Annotated in this window: 15 protein-coding genes; 8 read left to right on the top strand and 7 right to left on the bottom strand. The window is 42.0% G+C overall.

The window, feature by feature from the left end; all coding sequences use genetic code 11:
• Positions 1-88: 88 nt before the first annotated feature.
• Together EGM47_RS01310 and EGM47_RS01305 are read right to left on the bottom strand one after the other, a co-directional pair.
• Positions 89-1,243 carry a sensor histidine kinase gene (locus tag EGM47_RS01310; protein ID WP_124978963.1) on the bottom strand — a complete coding sequence of 385 codons (1,155 nt, stop codon included), beginning with the start codon at positions 1,241-1,243 and terminating at the stop codon, positions 89-91.
• Positions 1,244-1,276: 33 nt separating this feature from the next.
• Positions 1,277-1,627 carry a hypothetical protein gene (locus tag EGM47_RS01305; RefSeq protein WP_124979649.1) on the bottom strand — a complete coding sequence of 117 codons (351 nt, stop codon included), beginning with the start codon at positions 1,625-1,627 and terminating at the stop codon, positions 1,277-1,279.
• A gap of 159 nt (positions 1,628-1,786) precedes the next feature.
• On the opposite strand from EGM47_RS01305, the gene EGM47_RS01300 reads away from it, so the two are divergent.
• From EGM47_RS01300 to EGM47_RS01290, 3 genes are all read left to right on the top strand, one after another.
• Positions 1,787-2,197: a BrxA/BrxB family bacilliredoxin gene (locus EGM47_RS01300; RefSeq protein WP_124978962.1), complete on the top strand. Its 411-nt coding sequence runs from the start codon at positions 1,787-1,789 to the stop codon at positions 2,195-2,197.
• Positions 2,198-2,219: 22 nt separating this feature from the next.
• On the top strand, positions 2,220-2,963 hold the full coding sequence (locus EGM47_RS01295) for a lysophospholipid acyltransferase family protein (RefSeq protein ID WP_124978961.1): 744 nt from the start codon (positions 2,220-2,222) through the stop codon (positions 2,961-2,963).
• 113 nt (positions 2,964-3,076) lie between these two features.
• Complete coding sequence (locus tag EGM47_RS01290; RefSeq protein ID WP_124978960.1) at positions 3,077-4,081, top strand: acyl-ACP desaturase; 1,005 nt, start codon at positions 3,077-3,079, stop codon at positions 4,079-4,081.
• A gap of 108 nt (positions 4,082-4,189) precedes the next feature.
• Here the strand turns inward: EGM47_RS01290 and recQ are convergent, their stop codons facing one another.
• A complete protein-coding gene (gene recQ / locus EGM47_RS01285; protein ID WP_124978959.1) occupies positions 4,190-6,358 on the bottom strand; it encodes a DNA helicase RecQ in 2,169 nt (722 codons plus the stop codon).
• 244 nt (positions 6,359-6,602) lie between these two features.
• Between recQ and EGM47_RS01280 the strand changes: the two genes are divergently transcribed.
• The gene (locus EGM47_RS01280) at positions 6,603-7,424 is read left to right on the top strand and encodes a hypothetical protein (RefSeq protein ID WP_124978958.1); all 822 of its coding nucleotides are present in this window, start codon (positions 6,603-6,605) and stop codon (positions 7,422-7,424) included.
• Between the two features lie 3 nt (positions 7,425-7,427).
• Here the strand turns inward: EGM47_RS01280 and EGM47_RS01275 are convergent, their stop codons facing one another.
• Positions 7,428-8,018, bottom strand: a complete 591-nt coding sequence (locus EGM47_RS01275) for a carboxymuconolactone decarboxylase family protein (RefSeq protein ID WP_124978957.1) — start codon at positions 8,016-8,018, stop codon at positions 7,428-7,430.
• 116 nt (positions 8,019-8,134) lie between these two features.
• On the opposite strand from EGM47_RS01275, the gene recJ reads away from it, so the two are divergent.
• Positions 8,135-9,838 carry a single-stranded-DNA-specific exonuclease RecJ gene (gene recJ, locus EGM47_RS01270; RefSeq protein ID WP_124978956.1) on the top strand — a complete coding sequence of 568 codons (1,704 nt, stop codon included), beginning with the start codon at positions 8,135-8,137 and terminating at the stop codon, positions 9,836-9,838.
• A gap of 337 nt (positions 9,839-10,175) precedes the next feature.
• On the opposite strand, the gene EGM47_RS01265 is transcribed toward recJ, so the two are convergent.
• Entirely contained in the window at positions 10,176-10,943 is a 768-nt protein-coding gene (locus tag EGM47_RS01265; RefSeq protein WP_124978955.1) for a PAS domain-containing protein, read from the bottom strand.
• A gap of 133 nt (positions 10,944-11,076) precedes the next feature.
• Positions 11,077-11,835, bottom strand: a complete 759-nt coding sequence (locus EGM47_RS01260) for a UDP-2,3-diacylglucosamine diphosphatase (protein ID WP_124979648.1) — start codon at positions 11,833-11,835, stop codon at positions 11,077-11,079.
• A gap of 114 nt (positions 11,836-11,949) precedes the next feature.
• Between EGM47_RS01260 and EGM47_RS01255 the strand changes: the two genes are divergently transcribed.
• Together EGM47_RS01255 and EGM47_RS01250 are read left to right on the top strand one after the other, a co-directional pair.
• A complete protein-coding gene (locus tag EGM47_RS01255; RefSeq protein ID WP_124978954.1) occupies positions 11,950-13,086 on the top strand; it encodes an ATP-binding protein in 1,137 nt (378 codons plus the stop codon).
• Complete coding sequence (locus EGM47_RS01250; RefSeq protein WP_124978953.1) at positions 13,083-13,826, top strand: metallophosphoesterase; 744 nt, start codon at positions 13,083-13,085, stop codon at positions 13,824-13,826. Before EGM47_RS01255 ends, EGM47_RS01250 begins: the two co-directional genes overlap by 4 nt.
• An 8-nt stretch (positions 13,827-13,834) precedes the next feature.
• Here EGM47_RS01250 and EGM47_RS01245 read toward each other — a convergent pair whose 3' ends face one another.
• Positions 13,835-14,278 (bottom strand): YybH family protein, encoded by a 444-nt coding sequence (locus EGM47_RS01245; RefSeq protein ID WP_124978952.1) that lies wholly within the window; start codon positions 14,276-14,278, stop codon positions 13,835-13,837.
• 156 nt (positions 14,279-14,434) lie between these two features.
• Between EGM47_RS01245 and EGM47_RS01240 the strand changes: the two genes are divergently transcribed.
• Complete coding sequence (locus EGM47_RS01240; protein WP_124978951.1) at positions 14,435-15,565, top strand: SPFH domain-containing protein; 1,131 nt, start codon at positions 14,435-14,437, stop codon at positions 15,563-15,565.
• Positions 15,566-15,622: the final 57 nt, after the last annotated feature.

The raw sequence follows: 15,622 nt of genomic DNA, 5'->3' as shown, positions 1-15,622 counted from the left end.
GAGATTTTCTGCTATTCTACAAATTAATTCAGACCTTTATGATGGGTGAGTAGATTCTCTTCTTCTCAATGTTTCTGGGAAATGTCTATTAATCAACCCGATTCAATTGGATTTCAAAAGTAGTGCCTCTATCTTTCTTGCTGTCGGCAACCCTAATTTTACCTTTATGGTAGTCTTTAATGATACGCCTCGCCAAGGAAAGTCCCAGTCCCCAGCCGCGTTTTTTTGTCGTAAAACCTGGAGTAAACACCTGTTTCCACTGGTTCTTGGGAATACCTTTTCCGGTATCCGTAATGCTGATGAAGACTTGAAAGACTTCGGCCCGCAAGAACACTTCAATGCGTCCTTTACCTTTCATTGCGTCAATTCCATTTTTGATGAGGTTCTCAATCACCCAGGCATAAAGGGGTTCATTGAGCCTTACCATAATAGGTTGATCCGGAAGATCCACCTGAAATTGGACCAATTTTGAACTACGGGTGGAAATGTAGTCAACTGCTTCCTTTGTTTTGGCGACGATATCCTGTTCCTTCAGCGTAGGGATGGATCCAATTTTGGAGAATCGGTCGGTGATAACTTTTAGCCGATTGATGTCCTTTTCCATTTCCTCGATGTAGGTAGGGTCTATCTCTTCTTCCCTCAAAATATGCGTCCAGCCCACCAGAGAGGATAAAGGCGTACCAATCTGGTGGGCACTTTCCTTAGCCATACCAGCCCATAATTTGTTTTGTTCGCTAGCTTTTGTAGACCGATAGAAAAACCAGATCAATGAAAAGAAAAGCAGCATGATGACCACCAGAGCCATTGGGTAATATTTTATTTTGTTTACCACTTCGCTGTTGCCGTAATAAATAGTGGTAAACGGTTTTCCCTCAAACTGTGTAACTATAGGTTCATTTTCCTGACTGTAAATACTTATCAGTCTTTGTAACTCCTCGTCGTTGTGAGCAATTTCTTCGGGAAGATTACGGGACTTCAGCTCACCTTTATAATTTTCTACGATCATGGGAACGGTGGTGGTATTTTCGGCCACGGTCAGTCCAAGCATTCCTATATCTGGATCATCCAGTGATTGATTGGCCAGTTCTGTCACTGCCAGACCAAATTCCCTGATGTTCTTGCGCTCCGTTTCTTTGAGTTTCTGGAAAAAGTCATAGGTATTCCATAAGATCAGCGATGTGATCACCACCGCAAAGCCTATCATTATCCAACGCAGGACACTTTTATTAGAGTTAAAATTCATGAGGTAGGAGTCATTGTGTTTGGATCGATATGTTTAATCTCTTTTGACGAGCAGATAATTGTCATCATCCATGGGGAGGTAGCCTTGATCATAGACAAAGTAGTAAACTGTTCCTTTTTTGGTGGTATAAATACTCGTGAAAAAATTGAAATCAAATCCAGCGGCCAACAATTTATTTCTGGTGGTTTTGGTCTTATCTGTAGGATTGATTTCCTTGAGGATTCGCCAGTTTTTTCTCAATCTATTATTGATGTTACGCATGAGCGCACTGCTGTCCCGGTTCAGCTTGTTGTTGGCTACATTACGACAATAATCACTGCAATATCTCTTATCGGCCCTGCCGCGTACCTCTTCTCCACATTCTGGGCAGGTCCTGGTTGACATATTTTTACTCATTTGGTTTAAAGGTAATAAACATTTGTAAACGGTAAACGCTGTTAGATCCTTATGTATTGTAAAAAACTAGGTCGTGATAGGTTAAAATGATCCGGGTATTTCTGATGAAGAAAGCGAAAGGCTGTACCTTTGTCAAAAATTTAAATTATGTACCCAGCAGAATTGGTTCAGCCTATGCGTGATGATTTAGGCTCCGCAGGCTTTGAACACCTATATACCGCCAAAGAAGTTCAGGATGCCCTGGAAAAAGATGGAACAACGCTTATTGTGGTCAACTCGGTTTGTGGTTGTGCAGCGGCTAACGCCAGACCAGGTGCCAAGATGTCTTTGGAGAATGCCCAAAAACCAGATCACATCGTTACTGTTTTCGCCGGTGTAGATCGCGAGGCCGTAGATGCTGCACGTTCCGCAATGATACCTTTCCCACCTAGTTCGCCCAGTATGGCATTGTTTAAGAATGGTGAGTTGGTACACATGTTAGAACGCCATCACATTGAAGGTCGTCCCGCTGAAATGATTGCAGAAAACCTCAAAGAGGCTTATAACGAGCATTGTTAATTCATAGGGATATCTTTGAAGCATGCAAAAGATCTTAGCCTATCCACTTACGGTTATTCATTTTGTTGTCTTTTTTGGGCTGTTGTTGGTTTTTCATCCAATTCAGCTACTCTGTCACAGATTGGGTGGTTATGAACCCCATAGGCGTAGTGTGAATATTCTTAATTGGTGTTTGATGCAGTCGCAATTGCCATTGTTTAACTGGTTCAGCGTGACCTTTAAGCAAGAATTGCCAGTAGGACCTTCCTACATTTTTGTGAGTAACCATCAAAGCATGTTTGACATACCGCCACTGATTTGGCATTTGAGGAAATACCACGCCAAATTCATCGCTAAAAAGGAACTAGCCAAAGGCTTGCCCAGTATCTCCCTGAATTTAAGAATTGGAGAAAATTGCGCTATTGACCGCCGGGATTCCAGACAAGCGGTGAGCGCCCTGATGGCTTTTGCAAAAAATGTTCAGGCCAAAAAGCGTAGTGCAGTGATTTTTGCTGAAGGCAGCCGAAGTAGAACTGGAGTTCCTAAGGAATTCAAAGCCAGGGGATTATTGACGTTATTCAAATATATACCAGAAGCAGTTGTAGTTCCAATCACCATAAATAACAGTTGGAAGATTGATCGTTATGGTAAGTTTCCCTATGGCATAGGTAATAATATTCACCTGACCATTCATGAGCCCATACCCATTATAGACAGGGACCCGATGGAGGTGATACAACAAGCTCAAACCATCGTACATTCGAGTGTTAAAAACACTGTGCTATAACTGGATACAGTTGTAGACGTCATTTCAGTTCATTTTTCGGTATGTAAAACTTTCGCTTTCGCGAAAGCGCAACCCAAAATAAACGACTACCTTTACAGTATAAGAATTTACTGATGATTCAACCCCTGAAAAATAAACGAATTGAGGTCATGCAGACCCTGGAATCCAAGGTAGAGTCCTTCATGGACCAATTCCTGATTCCTGCTGATGACATCTGGCAACCCACTGATTTTCTTCCCAATTCGCAGGAAGACAGCTTCTTTGAAGAAGTCAAAGAATTGCGTGAACTCGCCAAGGATCTCCCTTATGATTTTTGGGTGACTCTGGTGGGTGATACCATTACAGAAGAAGCACTGCCTACCTATGAGTCATGGCTGATGGATGTAGAGGGGATTAACCAAATGGAAGGAAAAGGAAATGCATGGTCAAAATGGGTGCGTCAATGGACTGGTGAGGAAAACCGTCACGGCGATGTACTTAACAAATATCTTTACCTTTCTGGTCGTGTGAATATGCGCGAGGTTGAGATCACTACCCACCATCTCATAAATGATGGGTTTGATATTGGTACAGATCGCGATCCTTACAAGAACTTTGTTTATACTACTTTTCAGGAGTTAGCAACCTATATTTCGCACAATCGTGTTGCAAAACTTGCTAGACAGTACGGTAATACCGCGCTCTCAAAGATGTGTAGGATTATTTCTGGTGATGAAATGCGTCACCATAAAGCTTACAGTACTTTCGTTGAAGAAATCTTTAAGATAGACCCCAACAATATGATGGTCGCTTTTAAAGAAATGATGGTTCACAAAATTGTCATGCCCGCCATGTTTGTTAGGGAAAGTGGCCAAAGTATTGGCCAGGCATTTGAGGATTTCTCCAATAGTGCCCAACGACTAGGAGTTTATACTGCCCAGGATTATATTGATATTTTACAAAAGCTGATTGACCAATGGGATATTTCGTCCCTCACCCAGCTGAATGAAGAAGCAGAAAAAGCAAGGGATTATTTGATGAAGTTGCCTGCGCGTATGGAACGTGTAGCACAACGGGTCAAGATTCCACAAGAAGTGAAAAAGTTCAATTGGGTCGAACAACCAGTACTGGGTCGATAGCGGTTTTTGATAGCTGGGTTCCTGTATGGATGTTTTTCATTCCATGCAGAATGTCTCTGGCTCTTTAAATCTAGTTCTTGCAATATGTAGAAGGCGAGTTTGTCCAAATCAATTGGATACCACTGATTGATTCTTGGCCCAAGTAAGTCCGATGCGCAGACTGTCATAATCGATTTTTCCTTCAAAATATTCAAATACAGACTTCAAACTTTCTTTGTCTCTGATATGAGGGTATGCTTTGAGGATTCGATTGAGAATATCGGCGTCCACTAAACGAGATAAATCAACATCTGCATGACTTTCATACCGTTTGACCAAATGAGAGATGATGGTAGTTGTTGCCAACTTGCGGTGCACCGCAATTTCATTTACATCCATGTCCTTCCAAAAGAGAGCGGCAGTAGTGGCTACCGTGTCACTTTTACTTTTCTTTTTACCAGAGGATGCCGCTGATTTTTTTTTGGGTCGTTGGTCCCTGTACACAAATGCTGTACTTCGTAATTCTTTATGCTGCTTTAATAGAGCCAAAAATTCTTGACCGTAAGTATCGTGTTTATGGGTTCCGACCCCATTGATATCTGCAAATTCATTGTCATCCAGAGGAATTCTGGCAGCCATATCCTTTAGACTTGCATCACTAAAAATCATGTAGGGGGCCAATTGCTTTGCTTTAGCCAATTGCGTACGTATATCCTTAAGGTCTTGGAAGAGTTGACGGTTGACTTCTACAGGCAGATCTTGTGAAGTCCGTTGTTTTTTAACCAACTGATCGTCCTTCTTAGGAACAACGGCCAGTTCTACCTGCCGTCCATTAAATAATACTGCTTTGCCTTGGGGCGTAATTTTAAGATGATTTTGCTCATGAAAGGCAATTTCCAACAAGCCTATATTTATCATTTGAACGAGATATTGCTGCCAATTGTTCCAAGAAATATCTTTTCCAGCTCCAAAGGTTTTAATTGATTGCAAACCACTTTCCAACACCGTACTGTTCTGTGCACCTCGCAATAAATCAATTACCAGGTTCATGGAGGCCTGCTCCTGGGCACGGACCACCACGCTCAACGCTTTTTGTGCTGGGATTGTCGCGTTGAAAAAGTCAGGAGGATTCAAACATACATCACAGTTACCGCAATCTTTGTCTTGGTACTCATTAAAGTAAGACAACAACATACGCCTGCGGCAGGTCAAGGCTTCCGCAAATTGTTTCATGCGCTCAAGTTTGGCCAGTTGTACCTTAGTGTTCCCACTGCCCTCTGCAAACCGCCTCAGTTGAATCACGTCTGCATAGCTGTGAAATAACAATGCATGAGCATCTATCCCGTCCCTTCCAGCACGACCAATTTCTTGGTAATAACCCTCAATGTTTTTAGGCATGTTATAGTGAATCACAAAACGCACGTTGGACTTGTCTATCCCCATACCAAAGGCAATAGTTGCGCATACAATCTTCACCTCATCTTTGATAAAATCTTCTTGAACCTGAGAACGTTCTTCAAATGAAAGCCCAGCATGATAGGCGGCAGTATTATAGCCGCTGGCAGTAAGTTTGCTGGCCAGTCCTTCACAAGTTTTTCGACTGAGGCAATATATGATTCCAGCATCATTAGAGAATGACCTCAAGAATGTTGTGATTTGCTGGATTCTGTTGGTTCCAGGACGTACCTCTAACCTGAGATTAGGTCGGTCAAAAGAGGCTACGTATTCTGGAGCATTTATGATACCCAACTGCTTTTTAATGTCCATCCGCGTTGCTCTATCAGCTGTGGCGGTAAGGGCGACCAAAGGAGTATCAGGATACGTTTTTTTAAGATAGGATAGTTGTGTGTAAGCGGGTCTAAAATCATGGCCCCAAGTAGAAATACAGTGGGCCTCATCGATAGCTATTAAAGAAATTTTGGCCGATTTCAGTTGATGATCCAGCAATCCAATACTTTCTGGAGCCACATACAGCAAATCCAAATCGTCTGACGCCAATTGCTCGAATAATTCTTGTTGCTCATGGGTTTCTTGTGAGCTGTTGAAATAGGCTGCCCCTATACCATTGGCCCTCAATGCATCAACTTGATCCTTCATCAGGGCGATTAATGGAGAAATTACTAAAGTTATTCCTTCTAGCATAATAGAGGGAAGTTGGTAGCACATGGATTTCCCTCCACCTGTAGGCATGACCACCATCAGATCATCGCCTGCGATAAGTTTATCTATAATATTTTCCTGTAAGGGTCTGAAGCTGTCGTACCCAAAGTACTGCTTAAGGAGCGCTGATTTTTTCATATAATTGGTTTGAATGGCTTATAAATACCCTGCGGGCAATCCAAAGGTATGACTTTCAACAAATAAATTCGCCAACATCCTGCAAGTCTAACGACTGTAATACTAGAGATTCACAAATTTTGGGAAGTACTTGCTTTGGTAAGCATTCAATTTGCGGAGTAATTCATAAAAATACCCGGGTATACATTTTAGATCTTATCCATTGTATCTTAGATGCTGAATACGACCTTTTAAAACTGAGATAATGAAAAAGCTAATGCTAGTAGTTTGTTGTTTGTTCCAACTTTATGTGAATGGGCAAGATGATTCTTTAAATAATTATAAATATGTTCTGGTTGATGATCAATATGAATTTCAAAAGCATTCCAATCAATTTCAATTGAATGACCTTGCTGTATTTGAATTGGAAAAACGAGGTTTCGAGGCATTTTTAGCGTCTGATACTCCGCTTTCAAACCTCCAAGCCACCAATGGGTGTCAACTGCTCAAAATGGATTTACAAAAATCAGGGTTTATCGGTATCAAGCTAATTTTTACTTTAAGCGATTGTAATGGAAACCTTGTATTTACTTCTAAAGAAGGTTATAGTAAAATAAAGGATTATCAAAAAGCCTACTTTGCTGCTTTGCGTGAAGCCATGACTTCTTTGGATGATATTGATTATGAATACCAGATAAATGAAGAGTCAATTTCTGCGGTAGATGTTTCTCCAGATCAAATGGAGCCAATGGAGAATCTATCTGAATCGGTTCAAGAAATGGAAATGACTACCGAGCAAGAGTCTGCTGAAAAATTGGCCTTGGAGAAGTCGATGCAAGAACAAGCGTCACTGATCGCCAAAGACTTGGTGTCAACCGATGGAACTTATTCATTAATTGCTTCGATGAAAGGGTACACCGTATTTCAAGGGGATCAATTAATTGGGATGCTGAAAAAAAGTAACGCGGGCTGCTATTTGGCCGTTACAAGTTCATTTGTAGGTATTGCCTATGAATCTAATATGGTCATGTTTATCGAATACGAGAAAGGGGGCAAGGACATGCTACTCAAATTTGTTAAGCCTTGACCATCATTGGTGCTTGCCAACTTCAAAACCGTGTTTTCCCAAATATTGATTTCCGCTATCTATGGCGTCTTGTTCCAAGATGGTGCCCATAGAGTCGTTCCAACGGTTGAGGTAGCCAAAAAGCGAGATCACTCCCAACATCTCTACGATTTCCCCTTCATTCCAATGCTCGTGTAAACGTTCTTGAATATCAGCATCGACGGCATTGGGAACCTGGCTAGCGGCTAGAGAAAAATCAAGCGCTGCCCGTTCGGCATTATTAAATGCTGGATGGGTACGATATTCCCAAATATTATCTAACTGTTCCTGTTCTGCGCCATAGCGTTCTGCCGCCCGAATAGCATGTGCCTGACAATACCTACAACCGGTCGCATTACTCGATACCCAGGCTATCATGCGTTTCAATGCACTGGTCACTCTTCCTTCATTGGCCATAACGGCTTTGTTCAGGTTGATAAAGGCCTTTGAGATGGCAGGACGACGCTGCATGGTCAGCACTGAATTGGGGCAAAAACCCAAGGTCTCATTGAAGAACTTGGCTAGTTCAGCTGTTTCTGGGTCGTGGCTAGGGTCCAAAGGAGTTACTAAAGGCATATCGAAATCATTTGATTATTCGCCTAAATCTACTGATTTAATATCACAATTATTGGCGGGTCCTGGACTTTCATTTTTAGGTTTTTAATACAGCAGCCATCTCTTATCTTTACCCCATGCGCTGGACCCTACAACCACCACCAGATTCTCAACAACGCGATCAATTGGCCCAAGAGCTAGGGATTGATGGGTTTTTAGCAGGTCTGCTCGTGCAGCGTGGAATTGACACTTTCGCGAAAGCGAGATCCTTCTTTAGACCCAATTTGGATGAATTGCATGACCCGTTTCTAATGCAAGATATGGAGGCTGCTGTTCAACGTGTCCAGCAAGCCATCGGCAATAATGAAAACATTCTGATTTATGGTGATTACGATGTAGACGGCACTACCAGTGTTGCGCTTATGGCTACGTTTTTACATAGCTTTTACGATAGAGTAGCCACCTATATTCCAGATCGGTATACGGAAGGTTATGGGGTCAGTATACAGGGAATTGATTATGCTGCAGATAACCAATGTAGCCTGATTATCGCACTCGATTGTGGTATTAAGGCGGTGGATAAAGTGGCGTATGCCGCAGAAAAAGGAATCGATTTTATCATCTGTGATCATCACCGTCCAGGCAAGGTTTTACCCAAAGCAGTGGCTGTGCTCGACCCAAAACGCGCTGACTGCTCCTATCCGTTTAAGGAACTTTGTGGATGTGGCGTGGGCTTTAAGCTTTGTCAAGCGATTGCCTTGACCAACGATTGGGAATTTGAGATGCTTATCCCATATTTGGATCTGGTGGCTACAGCAATTGCCGCCGATATTGTACCGATTACCGGTGAGAACAGAATATTAGCCTATCACGGGTTGAATGTGATCAATACCTGCCCGCGACCGGGAATTGAGGCATTGATTTCCAATTTGAACAAAACTTCTTTGACAATTACTGATGTGGTTTTTGTCATCGCCCCTAGGATAAATGCGGCAGGCCGTATGAAACACGGGCTTCATGCGGTAGAATTACTTACCCAAAATGACCCGGAAACTGCCCGTAAATTTGCTGCCGAAATTGAAAATTATAATATAGACAGAAAGGACCTGGACCGGAACATCACGCTGCAAGCGCTACAACAGATCGAGGAGAATGAGGAGCAAAAACGGCATACCAGTGTTGTTTACCACAAAGACTGGCACAAAGGAGTAATTGGGATTGTTGCCTCTAGACTAATTGAAACCTATTACCGGCCTACCTTGGTGTTTACCAAAAGTGGTGATTATCTGGCGGCTAGCGCCAGGAGTGTAAAGGGGTTTGATGTTTATCAGGCCTTGGAACAGTGTAGCGAATTCATAGAGCAATTTGGCGGGCATAAATATGCAGCTGGACTCACGCTGCTGCCTGAACATTATGAGGCTTTTAAACAAAGGTTTGAAGAAGTGGTTTGCGCTACGATGGAACAGCGTCACCGCATTCAGGAACTAAATATTGACAGTCGATTACCATTGGAAAATATCAGCCCGAAATTCTTTCGCATTTTGCAGCAAATGGCCCCATTCGGACCTGGAAATATGACTCCGGTATTTATGACTGAAAATTTGGTTGATACTGGGAGTGGCCGTTGTGTGGGAGATCAGGATGCGCATCTCAAATTAAGGGTAACGAGTAAGATCAACTCAAAGATAGCCTTTGACGCCATCGGGTTTAATCTTGGTGGCAAGTGCGATTTGACTACAGGCAAACAAGCTTTTGACATCGCTTATTCTATTGATACCAATGAATGGCAGGGAGTAACTAGTCTACAATTGAAGTTAAGGGACCTCCTTCCTCATTCGTAACGCTGAAACCACCACCATATCTGCGAAGCTTAGTTGGCTGGCAGCTCTGTACAGATCACTCCGTTGTTAACGGCACAGGCATTTGAATACCGTTACCAATTCCAATTGTCAGGCGTATAATTCTTATACATCGCCAGCCTTGAGTCTTTGAGCTTATCTCCAATGCTTTTCATTGGTCTCAAAGATTTTGTGTGGTTGGATAAGCAATTTAGGGATGCCTTGCATGATGACATACTTTGGTGCTGGAATAATTCCAGTAAACTAATGTTTTCCATCTATTTCCCAAAGCCTATTTTCTTGTATATCAAGCTTTTGGTGTTACGAATACCACTACCGTTTACAAGTCTAGTAGTTTTTTATTGGTAATATCTTCAAAGGTACCGAACATTCTGATACAGGTGCCATTAGAATGCTCACTGATACCTCTCGCCCTTACCCATACCAAATTGTTTTTTGCGGTAATTAATTTTAATTCCAGGTCATAAGGAACACCTTTGGTCAGCCCCTGGATAAAAGCCTCGGTAATCATGCTACGGTATTTACCTTCCTTGTAAAACTCGAGCGCAGTATCTGCTTTGGGTTCATAATCCGGGTCCACTTCATGAATGTTCTTAGTAGCCTCTGACCAATAAAGATCACCAGTGATGTTACTGTATTCCCAGGTTCCTATATTGACTTCGTTGCAAGCCTTGAATAATAAATCGTAGTTGCGCTGGTCCCGCTCTTTCTGCTCGATAAAATCGGTGATATCCTCGGAGACAATGACCAATCCTGCAATATTACCGTCATAATCATGCCACGGTTTTGTACTCCATTTAATCCATTGTTTACGCCCGTCCTTTCTTATAAATAACTCTTGATCGCAGGAGTCTTCCATCCCTTTTAATACACGCTCATGAACCATCTTCCATTCATCCACAATTTCAGGAAAAACCTTATAGTGATGCATGCCTTTTAGGTCCTTGTAGGTCAGTTGATAATCTGAACACCATTTGGCAGAATGGGCAACATACCTCATGTTGTTGTCCAAGAATGCAATCGCTACTGGCGCCTGGACGATGATGTCCATTTGATCTGCGATGCGTTTTGAAAAGGCTGGTATCATGTTAAAATCTTCACAGTATATATGATTAAAGTAGAGCCTTTTGCCTGATAAAATAGTATTACATAAACACAAAATAGATGAAATGCAAAAAAATCAGTTGTTTATAAGCTTTTGATTATGTACCGATTACCGTTTATGGAGTAAATTTTTTCAATTCCATGGTTGAGCCATCGAAAACACCGTATTGATATTGGGTAATCCAATCACCCAGATTAAAATAGACGGAGTCTTCACCCACTGGTAATTGCATAGGAAGATGACGATGTCCGAAAACAAAATAGTCAAAATGCTCGGTCTCCAGCTTACGCTTGGCATATTGTGCGAGCCATTCATTTTCGGCTCCCAGGAATTTAGCATCTTCTTCTCCAGAAATCAATTTGTTTTTTACCGAAAAATACCTAGCGAGTCCTACACCCAGATCTGGATGGATCCATTTAAAGCACCATTGAAAGAACTTATTGGTAAAGACTTTCTTCATTCGTTTGTAACCCTTGTCACCTGGCCCTAGCCCATCCCCATGGCCGATAAAAAAACGCTTGCCATTGAACTCAAAACTCTGCGGTCGGTGATATACTGGAATTCCTAGTTCCTCCTCAAAATATCCAAACATCCATAAGTCGTGGTTGCCTACAAAAAAATAGATTGGGATACCCGAATCAGCCATTTCGGCCAACTTTCCCAATACTCTAACCTGGTATTTGGGAACTACATACCGATATTCAAACCAAAAATCAAACAGATCACCTAACAGGAAAATCGCCGCTGCATCTTCCTTGACCATATCTAACCATTGGAGGAAGCGGCGCTCGCGTGGTTTGCTTTCCTCTTGGGTAGGTGCACCCAAATGGTTATCACTGGAAAAATAGATTTTCTTGCCTGGCGGAATTTGCATAGCCACAAATATAACACCCAAGAAGTAATGGGATTTCTGAGTTTGGCAATAAATCGTTGAAAACAAGCGCCTGCTCAACCACGTCAAATGAATGTTCTGCCCTATATTAGACTGATGATCAACAAGCGCCTATTGGTCAAAAATCTTTTGGCCCATAATGACGAGAACAGCTTTTATGACAAAAAGCTGCGCATTGATCTGAGTAATAAGGAAGGTAAGGCCAAATTTCTGAAGCATATCTGTGCCCTTTCCAATACCAACCCTAAGAATAACAGCTATATTGTTATCGGTGTAGACGACGCCAGTAACGAAATTATTGGTGTAGATTTTTTTGATGATTCAAAACTCCAAAATCTCATCAACGCCTATCTGGTGAATGCACCGATCATACTTTATGAAAACATTGCTTTTCCGCATTTGCCGGATGATAAAGTAGTGGGACTGGTTACCATACGTGCACAAGAAGGACTAACCGCACTGCGCAAGAATATTTGGAAATATTATGGAGGCTCAGTATTTTTTAGGGATGGAAGTATCTCCATGCCCAAGGTTTTTGATGTGGAGATCAAAGATATTAATTCGCGTATTGTCGGCGAACTCGAGCGCCAGGCCAGTAACAACATTGAGCACACCTTGGATAGTGTAGTAGCTTTTTTAGAAAAACGACAACATGGGCTTAAAACCCAGTACAAGGTCTTTAAAGAGCAATTTGTGATTTGTTGGTCAGGAAAAACCAAGCGCAAGAATGACGAGGAGTATTACTATCGCGTTGACATCGAGATGGTCAATGAGCAAGTACGACTTTTTTATAGTGCGCTGGATGAAGTCCAGATCAGTTATGATGAGGATAGTTTCAGTATTTTAGAATTTGTGGAATTGGGCATAGGCGATCAGCAACGCTATCATCCATTGGAAAGGCAGACCTTGCAGTTTTTTCCAAATGGTACTTATAAAATTGTCAATAAGATCCTGTTTAATCCGCCCTATTTTGACCGCAGGACCCTTCACCACATCTACAACACCAATTTATCTCTGCTTGCCAAAGTCAATAAAGGTGTGGTGCTCGGAGAAAGAGAACTGTTGGATTTGAGACAACTCCCAGAAACCATGTTGATATGTCAATTTAATAATGTGGGTGAGCCTATTGAAAAAATGAAGGCCTTTAAAGAAGATTTGAAGAAATTTCCGGATACCTATAAAGCCTACAAAGAAGCTTTGAGGGTATTGCGGAAAGTAAAATACAATTCATGAGAACTATTGTCATTGGAGATATACACGGCGGATACAAAGCATTGCTGCAATTACTGGACAGGATTGGCCTTCAAGCTACGGACAAACTCATTTTTCTGGGAGATTATGTAGATGGTTGGTCAGAAAGCTTTGAAACTGTTAATTTTTTGATCTCGCTTTCGCGAAAGCGACAACAAGACTCTCAAGAGCCACCCGTTTTTCTAAGAGGGAACCACGATGAACTGATGGTAGACAACTTGCAAAAGAAAAGCCCAAATCCAATGTGGTTACATCACGGAGGGAAAAGTACCTTGCGTAGTTATACCAATCGCAGTTCATTGCAGGTCAATGAGCATTTAAATTTCCTTACCCATGAGTTGCTGGACTATTACGAAAGTGATGGGAATGGTTATTTTCATGCTGGTTTTCACAACCTTAAAGGGCCAGCTTATGAATATTATCCCAAAATGACTTATTGGGACCGAAGTCTATGGGAAATGGCGTTGGCACTGGATCCGTCACTGGAACAAGCAGATGTTAGGTTTCCCAACCGCTTGAAGTTGTACAAAGAAATTTTTATTGGTCACACCCCTACCAACCGTCTGGGGACACACCAACCTGTTCAGGCAGCCAATGTTTGGAATGTTGACACCGCAGCTGCGTATAAGGGGCCGCTCACTGCCCTTTGTGTACAGACCAAAGAAATATGGCAGAGCGACCCGGTACATCAATTATATCCGGGTGAACAAGGTAGGAATTGATAAAAAACCTAATCTTGGATTCGGTTCCAAATATCAAGGTGCATTTTCCATTGCTCTTCAATTTTCTTCCAAACCACCACATATTTTCCCTTCCAGCTGGACTTGGTGCCGTCGGCAAATGCTGTGACACCTTCATAGGTACCATAATCATAGGCCCAGTCCTCATTTATCTTAATTTCTATTGGCCGGATTGTATGTTCGACAATTTTGGCATCTTTGGTGGTGGTCCAGTATAAGGTGATATCTTCTCCTTCAAGAATCTGCTGATTATTAGGAAAAATCTTAGCATCTTCAGTATAACAATCCCTGATACCTTCTTCATCCCCCTCTAGAACTAAGTTGGAGAAAAGATCGATCTGTTTTCTGATGGAGGCGATATCATCTTTGTTTTCATGCTGCTGGGCCCATCCTAGACCCCCAACTAAAATCATTAGGACAAGTAGTTTTTTCATATGCTTTAGGTGAATGAGTTTAAATTTAAGCATTTATTACTGAAAGGTATCATTGAAACCCCTTCACGCACCCAAAAAAATTTTATACCCAAAAAGGGTATTTCAAAATAGGATTATTATCGTAAATTCCTGCCACGAACCAAAAACATTGATCCCATGGGAATATTTGATAAGATCAAGGAAAAGCTAAGTCACGAATTTATTGATATTGTAGAGTGGCTAGACTATACAGAAGATACGATTGCGCACAGATTTGAGCGATACCAAAACGAAATAAAAAACGGGGCACAACTCATCGTCAGGGAAGGTCAGGCAGCAGTTTTTGTCAATGAAGGGCAGCTGGCTGATGTCTTTACCCCAGGCACCTATGAATTAACCACTAAGAATCTACCTATTTTGGCGACATTGAAAGGTTGGAAATACGGTTTTAATTCACCATTTAAAGCTGAGGTTTATTTTGTAAACACACATTTGTTTACTGATGAAAAGTGGGGAACAAAGAACCCTATCACACTAAGTGATGAGCGATTTGGTCTGGTCGAGATTCGAGCTTTTGGAACCTATGCTTTTAAAATTGCTGACCCAGGAAAGTTTATCGTTGATATCGTGGGTACAGACAACAACTTCACCAACTTTGAAATCAACGAACACCTCAAAAGTTTGATCGCTACCCGATTTACCGACACGGTAGGGGAGGCTAATTTGCCCATTGAATTATACGCTGCCAATACCTCTGAACTATCCGAAACCTGTAAGGAGGTCATGCAACCAGAATTCAGCAGTGTAGGGATTTCGTTGGAAAAATTCTATATCGAAAACGTCTCTATGCCCGAAGATCTCAAAAAAGAGATTTTTGAGTATAGTCGTATCGATAAATTGGACTTGGACAAATTGACCAAATTCAAGACCGCCAAGGCCATTGAAGCGGCTGCTGCTAATGAAGGCGGGACAGCCGGCGCCGGAATGGGAATGGGAATGGGATTTGTGCTCGCACAACAAATGGGAGGTATGATGTCCCCACAAATGGGAGGGCAGCAGCAGAGTCAGCAAGCACCAGCCCCAGCAGTACCACCACCTATGCCCCAAGCTGTACAATATTACTATGCATTGAATGGGGCCCAAGCAGGTCCTGTTCCTTATGAACAATTGCGATCATTGTTTGCCGCACGAACCATCAATAAGGAAACCCTGGTATGGAAATCTGGAATGGACGGTTGGAAAGCTTTGCAGGAGGTAGAAGAGTTGAAATCCTTTTTAGGAGGAAATACACCACCTCCATTGCCATAATTTTATATGGAATCTTTAAGCGGAAACTGATTGACCTCAATAGGTGGATAGCGATTC

This window comes from Nonlabens xiamenensis (assembly GCF_003865345.1).
Taxonomy (GTDB): Bacteria; Bacteroidota; Bacteroidia; order Flavobacteriales; family Flavobacteriaceae; genus Nonlabens; species Nonlabens xiamenensis.
The sequence above is the reverse complement of the archived record's forward strand: the minus strand, read 5'-3'. Positions and strand labels throughout refer to the sequence as shown.